Here is a 14,189-nt window from a genome sequence, read left to right as displayed (position 1 = left end):
GAACCTACCGTCGTCAACAACACGTTATGGGGGCCTGCGATGGATGTCTCCTTTCTCGGTGGACCACAGCCCCAGCGCGGGGTCGGGGTGGTCGCTCCGTTCGACTTTGCGCTGGACCGTGAACTGTGGCGCTGGGTCCCCGACGATGTATCGCTGCGCCTGACCCGTACGCCCTATGTGCCCGTCGAGGTCTCCCTCGACCTCGCCCGCCTGGTGAGCGAGCACGAGACACTTCGCGAGGCGGTCCAGGCGCTGAGCGTGTCCGAGCCCGAGGTGGTCGCCTACGCCTGCACGTCGGGCAGTTTCGTCGGCGGTCTCGCCGGTGAGCGGGCCATGTGCGAGGCGATGACCTCGGCGGGGGAAGTCGACTCGGTGACCACCTCCGGCGCTCTGCTCGAAGCGCTCGAGGAGCTGGGCGCCAGCCGTATCGCCCTGGTCACGCCTTATACGGAGTCGGTGACCCAGGCACTGGAGGTGTATCTGGGAGAAGCTGGGGTAACGGTCACGGGCCGCGCTTTTCTGGGACTGACCCGGCACATCTGGAAGGTGCCGTACCGGTCGGTGGTGGACATGGCGCGGCAGGCGGTGGTGGGCGCGGCGGACGCGCTCTTCATCAGCTGCACCAACCTGCCGACGTACGACGCGATCCCGCAGCTGGAGGCCGAACTGAGGATGCCGGTGCTCTCCGCGAACCAGGTGACGATGTGGGCCGCGCTGCGCCGGATCGGGGTGCACGCGGTCGGTCCGTACCAGGCGCTCCTGCTGGACCCCGAGCCGCCGGCTGGGCAGACCACCGCGCCGACGACCGAGCCCGAAGAACAGGAAGGCTGGACATGACGACGGTCGGACTTCTCTACCCCGGTCACTCCGCCGAGGACGACTACCCCCGGTTCGAGACGCTGCTCGACAGCGACATCAGACTGCCCGTCGTCCACACCGACATCGGCGAGGACGCCCACCGCGTCGACGCGCTGCTGCGGATGGGGTCGGCGGAGCGGCTCGCCGCGGGTGTGGAGGAGCTCCGGCTGGAGGGTGCGGAGTCGGTGGTGTGGGCGTGCACCAGCGGAAGCTTTGTGTATGGCTGGGAGGGCGCGCGCGAGCAGATCCGCTCGCTGGCGCTGGCCGCGGGGCTCCCGGCGTCGAGCACGTCCTTCGCCTTCGCCCATGCGGTACGGGCGCTGGGAGCCGTGCGCGTCGCGGTCGCCGCGACCTACCCGCAGGACGTCACGGCCCTCTTCACCGCCTTCCTCAAGGCGTCCGGGGCCGAGGTGGTCTCCGACCGGGCGAGCGGGATCGTCACCGCGGCCGAGGTCGGCACCTGGGGCCGGGACGAGGTGCTGGAACTGGCGAGGGCGGGCGACCACCCCGACGCGGAGGTGGTGCTGCTGCCGGACACGGCCCTGCATACCGCGGCGTACCTCCCCGATCTGGAGGACCTGCTCGGCAAGCCGGTCCTCACGGCGAACCAGGTGACGGTGTGGGAGGGCCTGCGGCTGGCGGAGCGCAAGGCGTGGGTGTTCGGGCCGAGGCTCGGCACGCTGTTCGCGAAGCCGGAATGAATCCGCAGTGACCGGGCGGAATAAAGCGGAGAGGACCTCCTGTTAGGTCTTGCTGTACGTATTTCCATGCGCAGGAGGGCTGCACCGGTGGACGACGCCATTCAGGGTGACGCGATTTCGCGTGACGCGATTCGAGGCACGGCGAACGGAACGGCACCGGTGCCCCTGTCCGTACTGGACCTGGTGACGGTCGGCAGCGGGAGCACCGCGACCGACGCCCTGCGCACCAGCGTGGACATCGCGCGGCTCGCCGAGAGCCGCGGCTTCAACCGCCACTGGGTCGCCGAGCACCACTCGATGCCGGGCGTCGCCTCCTCGTCCCCGGCCGTGATCCTCGCCCACCTCGCCGCCCACACCGAGCGCATCCGCCTCGGCTCGGGCGGCGTGATGCTCCCGAACCACGCGCCGCTCGTCATAGCCGAGCAGTTCGGCACGCTGGAGGCGCTCGCGCCGGGCCGCGTCGACCTGGGCCTCGGGCGGGCGCCCGGCACCGACGGCCCGACCGCCGCGGCCCTGCGACGCACCGACAGGCCGGGGTCCCCCATGCCGGAGGCCAGGGGAGAGGGCGCCGACGACTTTCCGCAGCAACTTGCCGAGCTGACCCGCTTCCTGGACGACGACTTCCCGGACGGGCATCCGTACGCCCGCATCCACGCGGTGCCAGGACCGGTTCAGGGGCGCTGCGCCCGCCCGCCGATCTGGCTGCTCGGCTCCTCCGGCTTCAGCGCCCGGCTGGCCGGCGTGCTCGGACTGCCCTTCGCCTTCGCCCACCACTTCTCGGCGCAGAACACCATCCCGGCACTCGACCTGTACCGCGAGTCCTTCCGGCCGTCCGCGGTGCTGGACGCCCCGTACGCGCTGATCGGTGTCTCGGCCCTTGCCGCGGACGACGAGAACGAGGCCCGCCGCCAGGTCCTGACCGGCGCGCTGTCCATGGTCCGGCTGCGCACCGGCCGTCCCGGGCTGATCCCCACGCCCGATGAGGCGGCGGCGTACGAATTCAGCCCCATGGAGCGGGAGTTCGTGGACAGCTGGCTGACGAACGTCGTCCACGGCACTTCGGACGCGGTACGGACGGGTCTTGACGACCTCCAGAAGCGCACCGGCGCGGACGAGTTGATGATCACGGCGAATGCGCACGGCGGGGATGCGCGGCTGCGCTCCTACGAACTGATCGCGGACGCCTACGACTTGCCGGGATCCGAGTAACGCGGACGACGCGCACACCCGGGCCTGGCGGGCGCGATGATGTACTCGCTGCTCGGCCTGGACGCGAACGCGACGCTGTTCAACGACATCGTGACGGCGGTCGGCGGCTCCCCGAACCCTGACCCGTCCCCGTCGGACCCGACCCCGTCGCCCTCCTGCCCGACCCCGACCGACCCGCCGACGGGCTGCACGGCCGCGCCCTGGTCCAACACGCCGGCGTACACCGGCGGTACGCAGGTGTCTCCCACAAGGGCCACCTCTGGAAGGCGAAGTGGTGGACCCAGGGCGAAGAGCCGGGCACGACGGGCGACTGGGGCGTCTGGCAGGACCTGGGCGCCTGCTGACTCGCTGATCCACGATCCCCCCACAGGCCGCCGCCCCCGCCCGGCATGACCAATCGGCCGGAGGCGGTCGGTGTCCCACCCAGTCGCCCGGGTCCGGCGTCAGACCGACAGCGCGCCGACGCCGATCAGCTCCGCGATCTGCTCCGGCGCCACGGCCCGCGAGTAGAGCCAGCCCTGGCCCGTGTCACAGCCGATCCGCCGCAGTCGTGACGCCTGGCCCGCCGTTTCCACGCATTCCGCCGTGACCGTCAGGCCCAGCCGGTGCGCCAGTTGCACCATCGCCTCGACGATCGTCTCGTCGGCCGGGTTCGGATGCGCCTCGTCCTGGAAGCCGCGGACAAACGATCCGTCGAGCTTCAGTACGGATACCGGCAGCCGGCTCAGATACGCCAGGTTCGAGTACCCCGTCCCGAAGTCGTCGATCGCGATCCGCACGCCCATGTCGCTGAGCGCCTGCAACGCCTGGAGCGGGCGGCCCGCCGAGCCCATCACCGCCGACTCCGTCAGCTCCAGCTGCAGCAGATGCGGCGCGAGTCCCGTCTCCGCCAGGATCCCCGCCACGTCCGCCACCAGGTCGGAGTCCCAGACCTGGCGTACGGCGACATTGACGCTCACGAACAGCGGCGGCGCGTCCGGGTGGTCCTTCTGCCACTGGCGGGCCTGGAGGCACGCCGTACGCAGCACCCACCGCCCGAGCTGGACGATCGAGCCGTCCTCCTCCGCGATGCCGATGAACCGATTCGGCGCGAGCGTGCCGAACTGCGGGTGGTTCCAGCGCACCAGCGCCTCCACGCCCCGCGTCACCCCGTCAGCCATCCCCACCAGCGGCTGGTACTCCAGCGTGAATTCCCCGCGCTCCACGGCCGGGCGGAGCATCGAGGACAGCGCCTGACGGGTCATCCGGTGCGCGTTGCGCTCGGGGTCGAAGAGCGTCCAGCGGGCCTTGCCGTCCGCCTTCGCCCAGTACAGAGTCGTGTCCGCGGCCTGCATCAGCCCGGTGGCGGTCGTCCCGGACACCGTCCGCTCCACCACCCCGATCGACGCCGAGACCGAAAGGCGCTGCCCGGCCAGGTCGAACGGCTGCTGCAGCGCGGCCAGTACTGCCCCGGCGAGATCGGCGAGCTGCTCCGTACCGATGGAGTCCTCGACCAGGATCGCGAACTCGTCGCCGCCGAGCCGCGCCACCAGGTGCCCGCCGCTGCACGTGTAGCCGTAGCTGTCCGAGCACTCGGTGAGCCGCGAGGCGACCGCGGCCAGCAGCCGGTCGCCGACCCGGTGCCCGAGCGTGTCGTTGACCGCCTTGAAGCCGTCGAGGTCGAGATAGCAGAGGCCGATCCGGCCGGTCGAGCCATGGTCGTACGCCGATGACTCGAGCGCCGCCGACAATCGCTCGAAGAACAGCGTGCGGTTGGGCAACCGGGTCACCGGGTCGTGCATCTGGAGATGGCGCAGCCGGGCGTGCAGCTCGCGCCGGTCGCTGATGTCCGCGATGGAGAGCAGCGCATTGCGGCTGTCGGGCACCGGCGCGACGGTCACCTCCGCCCACAGCGTGCGCCCGTCGGGGTGCTTGAGGCGGCGCGCACAGCGGAACCGGGACCGGCGGCCGCGCAGCACTTCGCGGTACGCGTGCCAGGTGCGGCGGTCCGATGCGAGGTCGACGAGGTCCGCCGCGAACTGTTCCTGCAGGGTCTCGGGTTCGGTGCCCAGCAGCGCGGCGAGGGCCGCATTGGCGGTGACGACGAGGCCCTCGTGGTCGACGACCGCCATCGCGAGGTGCGCGGCGTTGAACGCGGCCCGGTAGTCGCGCAGTTCGGCGACGGTCCGGCCCGGGAGATTACGCTCCGTGAGCGGCAGCCGTGTTTTGGCGGGGACTGCGACTCCCGCGGGCCCTGTTCCTTCGGAGGTTCCGCTCACCGCTCGCTCCCGCAGTGCAGTCGTGTCGTACAGGGTCGTGCCGATGTGATCAGCAAGAAATCCGGCAAGAATTCCGGCGACAAGTAGGGAAGTGGCCGGGAAAGTCTGCCGATCATAGAGGCTGGCCCTGGGCCGTTCCAGCTACGCCGCCGTGAGGCAGCGCATTCACGGCCTTCGGCCGATCGTTTCTGCACAGGTCTGAACCGGAGTCGATCCACGACGACCGAATGTGACGTTCCGTGAGCCATCGGAGTGTCGTCGGGTCTCGGGTCGGTGTCGAGCCGGTGTCAGGTCGGTCACCCGGGTGGGGCAGCGGAACAGGGCGTATCGCCAAAAACCATCACAAGGTGGGGGAGGTGTCGCCCATTCCGCAGCCGGAGGTCCACGTGGAGGGTCAGCAGTCGTCCGAGGGAACACCCGAGGGAGTGGAACCCGTGCGCCTGCGCAGCGCCGCCGCCGTCCTCACCTCCCTCATGGCGATCGCCGCCACCTCGCTCGTGGCCGGCCCCGCGGTGGCCAAGACGGCGTTGGGGCCGTGCGCGTTGCCCCGCACGGCCGCGCACCACTCCCTGGGTGTGGACACCTGGAACGCCGACTACCCGCGCCCGGTCCGGCAGCTGGACGCGGTCATGATCTTCCTGTCGTTCCCGGACTCCGTGCCGCTGGCCGCGCCGAACGAACTCGCGGCCGACCACTTCCCGGCGACCAGCACATTCTTCGCGCGCGCCTCGTACGGGAAGTTCGTGCTGCGCCCGCACTCGCAGCGCCAGTGGGTCGCGATGCCGAAGGCCTCGACGGCGTACGGGATAAGGCGTGACTGGGACGCCGGGCAGCGCGCCGGGTATCTGCACGACGCGATCACCGCGGCCGACCCGACGGTCGACTTCTCCCGCTACGACATCGTCTACCTGGTCGCCGACCCGGACGCGCCCGGCGTCGACTCCGACGCGACGAAGGTCGTGAACATCGAGGAACCCGTGCACGCCGACGGCACAGACGTCGAACGGGTCGTCACCGTCTTCGAGCGCCACCCGCCGGACCGCAATGTGCTGGCCCACGAGACCGGGCATGTCTTCGACCTGCCTGACCTCTACCACCGGCCGACGGACGGCAAGGGCGACTGGGACACGTACGTCGGCGACTGGGATGTGATGGGCAGCCAGTTCGGTCTTGCCCCGGATCTCTTCGGCTGGCACAAGTGGAAGCTCGGCTGGCTGGACAGGCGGGCCGTGCGGTGTGTGACGAAGGCCCAGTGGATCACGCTGGAGCCGATCGCGGCCGCGCCGGCCCGGGGCGGGAGCCTCGGCACGCGGCTTGCGGTAGTGCGGACCGGCGCGGACACGGCCCTTGCGATCGAGGTGCGCGGCTCGACGGGCAACGACGAGGCGACCTGCAGGGAGGGGGTGCTGCTGTATCGCGTGCACGCCGAGACGGCTTCGGGCGGTGGCCCGGCGGAGGTCGTCGACACCCACCCGGACAGCGCGGCGTGCTGGGACACGTCGGTGTACCCGCCGCTGGCGGATGCGCCGCTGGGCGTCGGTGAGACGTTCACGACGCCGGGGGCGCGGGGGGAGCGAGCGAGGGTGGAGGTGGCGGACCGTACACGGTCGGGCGCGTGGACGGTCAAGATCACCGCGATGTAGCGGTGCGCCGCGGGGGTGCGGGTCCTGCGGTGCCGGGGCGGGGTGGCGGGCGTCCGTGGCGGGCGCAGGTCCGTCGGCCGGCGGGGCGCGGTCGTCCGTCCGGCGTCCGGTCGTCCTGGCGCACGAAAAAGCCCCTCGCTCTCACGAGGGGCTTCTCCCGTCTGTGCGCCGCCAGGGACTCGAACCCCGGACCCGCTGATTAAGAGTCAGCTGCTCTAACCAACTGAGCTAGCGGCGCCTGCTGACGTCGTAGACCTTAGCATCCTGATCGGCGCCAGGAAAAATCGATATACGGACGCTGGGGGCCGAGGCCGCGCGGACCGCCCGCACACACGCCCAGAGCACCACCTCGGGCCCCGGCAGCCACGGGTGCGGGGTGTCGGGGGCCACCAGCCAGCGCGGGCTGCTCGTCGCGGCGCGGCCCTGGGCCAGCGGTGGAACGGTGACCGCGTCGCCTGCGCCGTGGCACAGCATCGGCGGTACGGAGTCGCCCCACTCCTCCCAGCCGAGCAGAGACGGCAACCGGTGCGCGGTGCCGGGGGCGGCGAAGAGCAGCATCCGGCCGCGGTGCATGGCGACGGGGCCGGATCCCGGTCCCTCCTCCCAGAGCCGGTCGAGGAGGCGGCGGCCGAAGATCGCGGGCACGTTCACGACGTCGAAGACGGAGCCGCAGGGGAGTACGGCGGGGGCGTGCGGGTGGGTCTCCCAGAGGGCGAGCATCGAGCGCGGATGGCCGACGGCAGAGACGAGCCAGCTGGCGCCGGGCGGTGTGACCTGGGCGACGTGGTGCCTGCCCTCGTCGCGCAGGAGGGCGAAGGTGTCGGTCCGGCGCTCGTCGTCACCGGAGCCGGAGGTCAGCAAGGAGTCGTCTTGCAGCCATGCACTCATGGAACAAGACTTACCCGGAGTGACGAGTCGATCTCTGAGGGTTGGCGGAAATGAGGACAGGGCGGGGCGGGAGGTGTATCTTGTGCCCCGGCCATATGCCAGACGCGAAGTTGGGGCGTGCGCCTCTCACGGCTTCGGGCCGCTGTGCCGGACGCCGCCCGTCGGCGTGGCCGGCGCACCGGGGCGGCGGGCTAAGGCGTGGTGTTGCGGAGGAGATCGCGGCCGAACTCGATCATCTTCTTGGCGTAGTCCTCGGTCCACTCCGCCCGCTGGGCGATGTCCGCGGGGGTCAGCCGGTCGAACCGGCGCGGGTCGGCGAGCTGGGCGGCCGCGAGCGCCTGGAACTCCACGGCGCGGTCGGTGGCCGCGCGGAACGCCAGGGTCAGTTCCGTCGACCGCGCCAGCAGCTCCCGCGGGTCCTCGATCGACTCCAGGTCGAAGAAGTGCTCGGGGTCGGCGGCAGCCTCCGACGGCTCGAAGAGCAGCGGGGCCGGTCGCAGCTTCCGCTCGCTCCGCTCGGGTTCCGCCATGTGGTTCTCCTCCTCGCCCAGGTGCGAGCCCCTTCCCGGGCCGCCCTCGGTTGACCTCGTGTCCATCGCGTACCAATCGCCGCCTTCCATTGTCGCGGCCTACGCAAGTGTGCCTGCGTCTGCCGGCTCACCCGGTGTTCCGCCAGGTGCGCCAGGAGGGGGTTGGCCTCCCAACTATCTAGAAACTCCGCAAAATATATGCCAACTACCGCTAGCATGCCGTCTCATGACCGACAGGCCGCGCCTTGAGCGCGTACTAGGCGTTCTGCGCCTCAGTCAGCAGGCGGACGGCTCCACCAGCATCGAGCGGCAGCAAGAGGGCATTGACCATTGGGCGGCATCGCCCCTGCGGAACGCGCGGGTCGTTGCCTGGGCCGATGATCCCGGAGTGTCCGGCGGCCTCAGTCCGTTCAAGCGGCCTGTACTCGGTAGTTGGCTGACCGATGAGAGGGCGGACAAGTGGGACACCCTCGCATTCCTGAAAATCGACCGGCTTAGTCGGCGAGTGGCCCACTTCTCCGAAGTGCTCCATTGGGCGCAAGAGCACGGAAAATCGGTTGTCTCGGTTAGCGAGGGAATTGACATGTCTACCCCGATGGGGAAGATGTTCGCTCAGATCCTCGCCGTATTCGCCGAAGGCGAGCTTGACACCATCAAACTCCGGATCGAGGACGCGAAGAACAGGCGGCTTGATAAAGGATGGTGGATTGCCGGGCTTCCCTCTTTCGGTTATACACTCGAACGGCTCGGCGAGAATAAGGGGAAATGGCTGGTCCAGCATCCGGAGTATGCGGAGCTGGCCCGAGGGTTCGCCCAAGCCGTTATGAATGGGCGCTCTCTTCGATCCATGGCGAAGAAGCTGAACGAGCAAGGTGTCATGACGTGGCAGGACACCGTATCTGTGATGGCCGGAAAACCGGCCCGGGGGACCCGCTGGACTGCCGATTCGATTCGGGAAGTTCTCAAGAACCCTAGAATTGCTGGGCTGTTCACCTACAAGGGTGAAGTAATGGAGGACATGAATGGCGAGCCGGTGATGGTAACGGCTCAGCCTATCCTCGACCGTCCCATGTGGTATTCCGTGGTCGAGAAGCTAGAAAAAAACCAGGGTCCGGTGCGAACCACTAAGAGGGCGTTTGACGTAGGGGAATTGACCTTTATGCCCTAGTAAGTTCCTCGCCAGGTAGGCGTGGTCTCGTCCGTTATGCGCTTGGTGAGACTGTCGATCGAGGCGATGTAGATCATGGCCTCGGAGCTGGCGGGCAGGGTCTCGTAGTCGCGGGCGAGGCGCCGGCGCATCATGATCCATCCGAGGCTTCGTTCGACGACCCAACGTCTTTTGACGACGTGAAAGCCGGGGACTCCCGGCTTTCTGGCAACGACTTCGACGTCGATTCCGAGGTTGGCCCCGTGCTCGATGACGGTTTTCTTGAAGCCGGTGTCGACCCAGCTTTTGGAGATGGTCGGGTAGGTCTTCTGGGCCTGGTCGAGGAGTTGTATTCCCACGGCGTTTTCCGAGAGGCTCGCTGCGGTGACGATCACGGCGAGGATCAGCCCGATCGTGTCGGTGAGGATGCCCCGCTTGCGGCCGACGATCTTCTTCGCGGCGTCCGTTCCCTGGCTGGTCAGGGGCACGTTGGTGGAGGTCTTCACGCTCTGGGTGTCGATCACGGATGCTGTCGGTTCGGGCTTGCGCCCCTCCTTGACGCGTGCCAGACCGGTCAGGTCATAGTTGAGCTGGGCGAAGATTCCCTCGTCGCGCCAAGCGGCGTAGTAGGCGTAGACGGTGCCGTGGTTCGGGAAGTCGTGCGGGAGGTATTTCCAGGGGATTCCCGTACGGTTGACGTAGAGGATTGAGTTAAACGCCTCGCGTAATTCGACTTTGGCAGGCTGGCCGGTGGGCCTGCGGTCGAGCCGGGCTTTCCTCCAGGCCGTCAGCGTCGGCTCGATCAAGGCCCACCGGGCGTCGGACAGGTCGCTGGGGTACGGCTTTCGCGTGCTCACGGCACAGCGTGAGCACGAACGAGCCGGAGGATTCGGTTCCGCTGAGCCTTGGGCGATTCTGCGGTGTTCTCAAACCAGACGGACTTCTGATGCCGAACTTGGATGAGACGGACGGCGACGCGCATGAGCCCGGTGGTGACGATCTGCGTCTACAGGGCAATCCCCCCAAAGGCAGGCAGAGGCAAAGGTTTCTTATCGGGCCAAAACTACTTAAACGCCCTCTAAGAGTGTCGCGATGCTCGTTGGCGTGGGAAAGTGCGGCGGATGCGGCGGAGGCGTCCATAAGGCGTACAAGACCATCACGAAGAGGACCGGTCCGAGTGCCGGAAAAGTCTACGAGTACAAGACGTATCGGTGCGCGAGGGCGCTCACATCCGGGGTGTGCGGCCAGGGGCCGCTGAACGTACCGGGCGCACTGGTCGAAGACTTCGTGAACGAATCCTTCCTCAGCGTTCTTGGCGACCACAAGGTAATGGAGCTTGTCAATGACCAGATGATTGACCCGAGGAAGGAACTTGAAGCCGTTAAGGCGCGGCTGAGGCGCCTTAACGCGGACTACACGGCGGGCCGGTATGACTCGGCGGAAGACCAAGTGGAATATTGGCAGATGCGCACAACGCTCACCCGCAAGCGCGACAGCTTGAAGGCTGCGGCGGAGGAATACGAAGCGAGGGAGAACGAGTACCGCGCGACTGGGCAGACGTGGCGCGACCTCTGGGAAGGGAAGAATGATGAAGAGAAGCAACTCCTCTTGAAGTTGCACGGCGCTACGGTAAAGGTCTTTCGCGATCTGGCGCCCTGGGCTCGGTACTCCTTCTTCCTGGACTTTGGAGACATCGCCGGAATGGCGAAAGCCGCCGGAATCCGTGCCGACTTGGGAGCGGACGGGATCACTAGGGCGCTGAACGTGCCCGAAGACGTCCACGCGGCCCTCGCCAAAGACAAGACCGCCGTGTGGGTAGGGGGAGAGATCGTAACGGCAGCGTAGGCGTAACGAACTCGCAGCCCCTCCTCATACTCAACGATGTGACTAGTCATTTTCTTGCGTATGGTGCAGTGTGGTGGACGAGGTTAGGGAAGGGGCTGCTTTCGATGGCCTTGCGACATGCCGTGCTGGCGGCGCTGCTGGACGGCGAGTACAGCGGATACCAGCTGGCGAAGGCGTTCGACGTCGGCGTCGCGAACTTCTGGCATGCCCTGCCTCAGCAGCTGTACGCCGAGCTGGCCAAGCTGGAGAAGGAAGGGCTGGTCGCGGGTCGGCAGGTGGTCCAGGAGGGCCGGCCCAACAAGCGGCTGTTCCGGGTCACCGACGCCGGTCGCGCCGAGCTGGAGAAGTTCGCCGCAGCTGTATCGAAGCCCTCGTTCATCCGCGACGATCTGCTCGTCAAGGTCCAGGCCGCCGACCGCATCGGCACTGTGCCGGTGATCGAGCAGCTCGAAGAGCGAGCGTCCGCAGCCGAGGCCAAGATCGAGCTTCTCGGCAAGCTGCTGCGGCAGCTGCGCGGCGATACGGACGAGGAGGAGTTCCTCCGCCGAGGCGATCGGATCGGGCCGTACCTGACGTGCCTGCGCGGCCTGTCCTTCGAGCAGGACCACCGGGACTGGTGCCTGCGGATCGCAGCGGTCCTGCGGGAAAGGCAGACGACTCATGCCGAGCGGTGAGTACCTGCGCTACGTCGCCCTGGGCGACAGTCAGACCGAAGGGCTGGGCGATGGGGACGACACCGTCGGCCTACGGGGCTGGGCCGACCGGCTCGCCGAGCACCTCGCCGCCGTCAACCTCGGGCTTCGGTACGCCAATCTGGCCGTCCGAGGACGTGTCGCCGGCCAGGTCCGCACGGAACAGCTGGGGCCCGCCCTGGCCCTGCGCCCCGACCTGGCCACCGTCGTCGCCGGGGTCAACGACCTGCTCCGGCCCCGGTTCAACGCCGCAGAGGTGGCCGGGCACCTGGAAGAGATGTTCGCCGCGCTCACGGCCGCAGGGGCCCACGTAGTGACCCTGACCTTCCCTGACGTGGGGAAGATCGCGCCCCTTGCCCGGCCCATCAGGTCCCGCGTGTTCGACCTCAACACTCACATCCGCGCTGCGGCCGCCCGTCACGGGGTCGCGGTCGCCGAAACCGCCCAGCAGGCCGTCGCCACCGACACACGGCTGTGGAGCGCGGACCGACTCCACGCCAGCCCCCTCGGCCACGAGCGGATCGCCGCAGCCGTCGCGCAAGCCATCCACCTGCCCGGAAGCGACGACGCCTGGACGCTCCCCCTGCCGCCACAGGCGGTACCCGCAGGCTGGCAAGCCGCAGGAGCCGAACTGCGCTGGGCGGCCGCATTCCTCGGCCCCTGGCTCGGACGCCGTCTGCGCGGTCAGTCCTCCGGCGAGGGCCGCACCGCAAAACGCCCCCAGCTCCTGTCCCTGAGCGCCACGCCCGCCTCCCCGGCAGAAACCAGTCAACGGGAATCTTCGTAGGGACAGCATCGGCCCCGGGGCGGACACTCCTCTCGTCACACACAGCAACGAGACGTTGCTGTCAACAGCTCAGTGAGGGGACTTGCCGGTGTGTGATCACGCAGCAGGCGAGTTTGAGCACTGCTACAGCCGCCACGGCACACGGTGCGGGGTCAGGTGCTCTAGTACCGCGTGGTTGGCTTCCCACCCATCGGCACTTGGTTGATAGTTCGGCGAGTTGGGAAACTTGGCGGTGACGCCGAGCTGGACCGGCTCCGTGGACGGGTGTTCGTCCAGCAGGTCGGTGACGCCCGCGCGGCACACCACGATGCATGCGTGCCGGTGGCGGGAGGCCAGCACGCACAGCCGGCCCGTCTCCAGGTGGAACGCGGTCGCGTCCGGGCGGCCGGAGAGCGGGTGGAGGACGACGGTGACATCGAACTCGCGGCCCTGGAGGCGGTTCGCCGTGTCCACGGTCACGTCCGCGACGCCCAGCTCGGCGAGCGCCGCCCGCACGGCAGCCGCCTGGTCGCGGTGGGCCGTGCCGACGGCGATCCGGTCGGCGGTCACCGGGACGGGCTCCTCGGACCGCTCGCTGGTCGCCACGCCCCCGCGGTCCAGTAGCCGACGGACGACCAGGGCCACCGCCCGTACCGCCTCGGGGTCCGTACGAGGCGTGTGGCGCGCGGGCAGCTCCAGCAGGCCCCAGCCCGAATCGGCCGCCTCGTCGAGCACCCTGTCGGGGCCCGAGCCGTCCGAGGGCAGCCCGAAGGCGAGCCGCCGGTCGCCGGGGCCGGTGCCGCTGCGGAAGGGGGTGTACGGGTAGAACGCGTCGGAGACGAGCGGCGCGGCGGAGGCCGGGAGCCGCCAGGAGACGGGCAGCCGGTGCTGCGGCAGCTCCGGATTGTGGGCCAGCAGCGTGGAGACGGCGCTGGCGGAGGGGTCGTACGACAGCCCGGCCCACTGGTCCGCGCCGACGATCGAGAACGGGTCCAGCTGACCGGGGTCACCCACGAACAGCGCAGCCTCGAAGAGTCCGGCGACCGCGAGCAGCGCGTCGGAGCGCATCTGGTAGGCCTCGTCGACGATGGCGTGCCGCCAGGGCTCGACGCCTTGGACATGCGCCCACTTCGCGGCGGTCGAAATGACGATTTCCAGCCCGGCGAGATCTCCGGCCTTGGCGGACTTGCGGACGTTGTCCAGCTCGTCGAGGGCCTTGTCGTACGGATCGGGCTCATTGCTGTGCAGTCGCCCGACCGCCAGTGCGGGCTCCTTCTCGGCGAGCCGGACGACGAGGTCGTCGACCTGGGCGTTGGTCTGCGCGATGACCATCAACGGCCGGCCGGCGGCGGCGAGTTCCCGCGCGGCGTGCACGACGAGCGTGGACTTCCCGGCCCCGGGCGGCGAGTCCACGACGACGCCGCGGTGGGAACCGTGCAGCGTGTCGTCGAGGATCGCGTCCGTGGCCCGGGCGGCCTCGACGGACGGCTCGAAGCCGGGCCGACTCACAGGACGCCTCCGTGGGCGATGGGCCGCGGCGCGAAGCTGCCGCGTCCGGCGGGGGTGTGGGGGCGCCCCGCGCCCCGGCATTCAAGGGCGGGCGGGTTCAGCAGCCGGGTGATCGCCCGCTCCGGTCAGGCGGTCTCCGGCAC

Annotated in this window: 13 protein-coding genes, 1 tRNA gene and 1 pseudogene; 9 read left to right on the top strand and 6 right to left on the bottom strand. The window is 69.0% G+C overall.

All coding sequences use genetic code 11. From position 1 onward, the window contains the following. Nucleotides 1-39: 39 nt before the first annotated feature. The 4 genes and pseudogenes from ACWDO5_RS17880 to ACWDO5_RS17865 form a co-directional block, all read left to right on the top strand. The gene (locus tag ACWDO5_RS17880) at nucleotides 40-837 is read left to right on the top strand and encodes a maleate cis-trans isomerase family protein (protein ID WP_450531261.1); all 798 of its coding nucleotides are present in this window, start codon (nucleotides 40-42) and stop codon (nucleotides 835-837) included. Beyond that, a complete protein-coding gene (locus ACWDO5_RS17875; RefSeq protein WP_450531260.1) occupies nucleotides 834-1,559 on the top strand; it encodes a maleate cis-trans isomerase family protein in 726 nt (241 codons plus the stop codon). Before ACWDO5_RS17880 ends, ACWDO5_RS17875 begins: the two co-directional genes overlap by 4 nt. 87 nt (nucleotides 1,560-1,646) lie before the next feature. Next, a complete protein-coding gene (locus ACWDO5_RS17870) occupies nucleotides 1,647-2,768 on the top strand; it encodes an LLM class flavin-dependent oxidoreductase (protein WP_450531258.1) in 1,122 nt (373 codons plus the stop codon). Nucleotides 2,769-2,789: 21 nt separating this feature from the next. Beyond that, nucleotides 2,790-3,112, top strand: a pseudogene (locus ACWDO5_RS17865) (carbohydrate-binding protein); the annotation flags it as partial. 99 nt (nucleotides 3,113-3,211) lie between these two features. On the opposite strand, the gene ACWDO5_RS17860 reads toward ACWDO5_RS17865, so the two are convergent. Next, nucleotides 3,212-4,966: a putative bifunctional diguanylate cyclase/phosphodiesterase gene (locus ACWDO5_RS17860; protein ID WP_450531303.1), complete on the bottom strand. Its 1,755-nt coding sequence runs from the start codon at nucleotides 4,964-4,966 to the stop codon at nucleotides 3,212-3,214. A gap of 446 nt (nucleotides 4,967-5,412) precedes the next feature. Between ACWDO5_RS17860 and ACWDO5_RS17855 the strand changes: the two genes are divergently transcribed. Then, nucleotides 5,413-6,669 carry a M6 family metalloprotease domain-containing protein gene (locus ACWDO5_RS17855; protein WP_450531302.1) on the top strand — a complete coding sequence of 419 codons (1,257 nt, stop codon included), beginning with the start codon at nucleotides 5,413-5,415 and terminating at the stop codon, nucleotides 6,667-6,669. Between the two features lie 164 nt (nucleotides 6,670-6,833). On the opposite strand, the gene ACWDO5_RS17850 is transcribed toward ACWDO5_RS17855, so the two are convergent. From ACWDO5_RS17850 to ACWDO5_RS17840, 3 genes are all read right to left on the bottom strand, one after another. Further along, nucleotides 6,834-6,907: transfer RNA gene (locus ACWDO5_RS17850), tRNA-Lys, on the bottom strand. Beyond that, nucleotides 6,898-7,557: a bifunctional DNA primase/polymerase gene (locus ACWDO5_RS17845; RefSeq protein WP_450531256.1), complete on the bottom strand. Its 660-nt coding sequence runs from the start codon at nucleotides 7,555-7,557 to the stop codon at nucleotides 6,898-6,900. The genes ACWDO5_RS17850 and ACWDO5_RS17845 overlap by 10 nt, the downstream gene beginning before the upstream one ends. Nucleotides 7,558-7,748: 191 nt before the next feature. Beyond that, nucleotides 7,749-8,087: a hypothetical protein gene (locus ACWDO5_RS17840; protein ID WP_381197951.1), complete on the bottom strand. Its 339-nt coding sequence runs from the start codon at nucleotides 8,085-8,087 to the stop codon at nucleotides 7,749-7,751. A 226-nt stretch (nucleotides 8,088-8,313) separates the two neighbouring features. On the opposite strand from ACWDO5_RS17840, the gene ACWDO5_RS17835 reads away from it, so the two are divergent. After that, the gene (locus tag ACWDO5_RS17835; protein WP_450531254.1) at nucleotides 8,314-9,255 is read left to right on the top strand and encodes a recombinase family protein; all 942 of its coding nucleotides are present in this window, start codon (nucleotides 8,314-8,316) and stop codon (nucleotides 9,253-9,255) included. Here ACWDO5_RS17835 and ACWDO5_RS17830 read toward each other — a convergent pair. Next, nucleotides 9,252-10,091: an IS5 family transposase gene (locus ACWDO5_RS17830; RefSeq protein WP_450531253.1), complete on the bottom strand. Its 840-nt coding sequence runs from the start codon at nucleotides 10,089-10,091 to the stop codon at nucleotides 9,252-9,254. The genes ACWDO5_RS17835 and ACWDO5_RS17830 overlap by 4 nt on opposite strands. 235 nt (nucleotides 10,092-10,326) lie before the next feature. On the opposite strand from ACWDO5_RS17830, the gene ACWDO5_RS17825 reads away from it, so the two are divergent. From ACWDO5_RS17825 to ACWDO5_RS17815, 3 genes are all read left to right on the top strand, one after another. After that, nucleotides 10,327-11,079 carry a hypothetical protein gene (locus ACWDO5_RS17825; protein ID WP_450531251.1) on the top strand — a complete coding sequence of 251 codons (753 nt, stop codon included), beginning with the start codon at nucleotides 10,327-10,329 and terminating at the stop codon, nucleotides 11,077-11,079. Between the two features lie 104 nt (nucleotides 11,080-11,183). After that, nucleotides 11,184-11,753 carry a PadR family transcriptional regulator gene (locus ACWDO5_RS17820; protein WP_450531250.1) on the top strand — a complete coding sequence of 190 codons (570 nt, stop codon included), beginning with the start codon at nucleotides 11,184-11,186 and terminating at the stop codon, nucleotides 11,751-11,753. Next, a complete protein-coding gene (locus ACWDO5_RS17815) occupies nucleotides 11,740-12,558 on the top strand; it encodes an SGNH/GDSL hydrolase family protein (RefSeq protein ID WP_450531249.1) in 819 nt (272 codons plus the stop codon). The genes ACWDO5_RS17820 and ACWDO5_RS17815 overlap by 14 nt, the downstream gene beginning before the upstream one ends. A 123-nt stretch (nucleotides 12,559-12,681) precedes the next feature. On the opposite strand, the gene ACWDO5_RS17810 is transcribed toward ACWDO5_RS17815, so the two are convergent. Next, nucleotides 12,682-14,046, bottom strand: coding sequence for an AAA family ATPase (locus tag ACWDO5_RS17810; RefSeq protein WP_450531248.1), 1,365 nt, complete (start codon nucleotides 14,044-14,046; stop codon nucleotides 12,682-12,684). Nucleotides 14,047-14,189 lie beyond the last annotated feature (143 nt).

The sequence above is a fragment of the Streptomyces sp. NPDC000880 genome (assembly GCF_053599675.1).
Note: the sequence above shows the minus strand (reverse complement) of the source record. Positions and strands in the feature narration are given on the sequence as shown.

What these genes read in the sequence shown, in the direction of transcription:
- ACWDO5_RS17840 (WP_381197951.1), bottom strand. Translation starts at nt 8,087, where the DNA reads ATGGCGGAACCCGAGCGGAGCGAGCGGAAGCTGCGACCGGCCCCGCTG.
- ACWDO5_RS17875 (WP_450531260.1), top strand. Translation starts at nt 834, where the DNA reads ATGACGACGGTCGGACTTCTCTACCCCGGTCACTCCGCCGAGGACGAC.
- ACWDO5_RS17845 (WP_450531256.1), bottom strand. Translation starts at nt 7,557, where the DNA reads ATGAGTGCATGGCTGCAAGACGACTCCTTGCTGACCTCCGGCTCCGGT.
- ACWDO5_RS17825 (WP_450531251.1), top strand. Translation starts at nt 10,327, where the DNA reads ATGCTCGTTGGCGTGGGAAAGTGCGGCGGATGCGGCGGAGGCGTCCAT.
- ACWDO5_RS17820 (WP_450531250.1), top strand. Translation starts at nt 11,184, where the DNA reads ATGGCCTTGCGACATGCCGTGCTGGCGGCGCTGCTGGACGGCGAGTAC.
- ACWDO5_RS17835 (WP_450531254.1), top strand. Translation starts at nt 8,314, where the DNA reads ATGACCGACAGGCCGCGCCTTGAGCGCGTACTAGGCGTTCTGCGCCTC.
- ACWDO5_RS17815 (WP_450531249.1), top strand. Translation starts at nt 11,740, where the DNA reads ATGCCGAGCGGTGAGTACCTGCGCTACGTCGCCCTGGGCGACAGTCAG.
- ACWDO5_RS17880 (WP_450531261.1), top strand. Translation starts at nt 40, where the DNA reads ATGGATGTCTCCTTTCTCGGTGGACCACAGCCCCAGCGCGGGGTCGGG.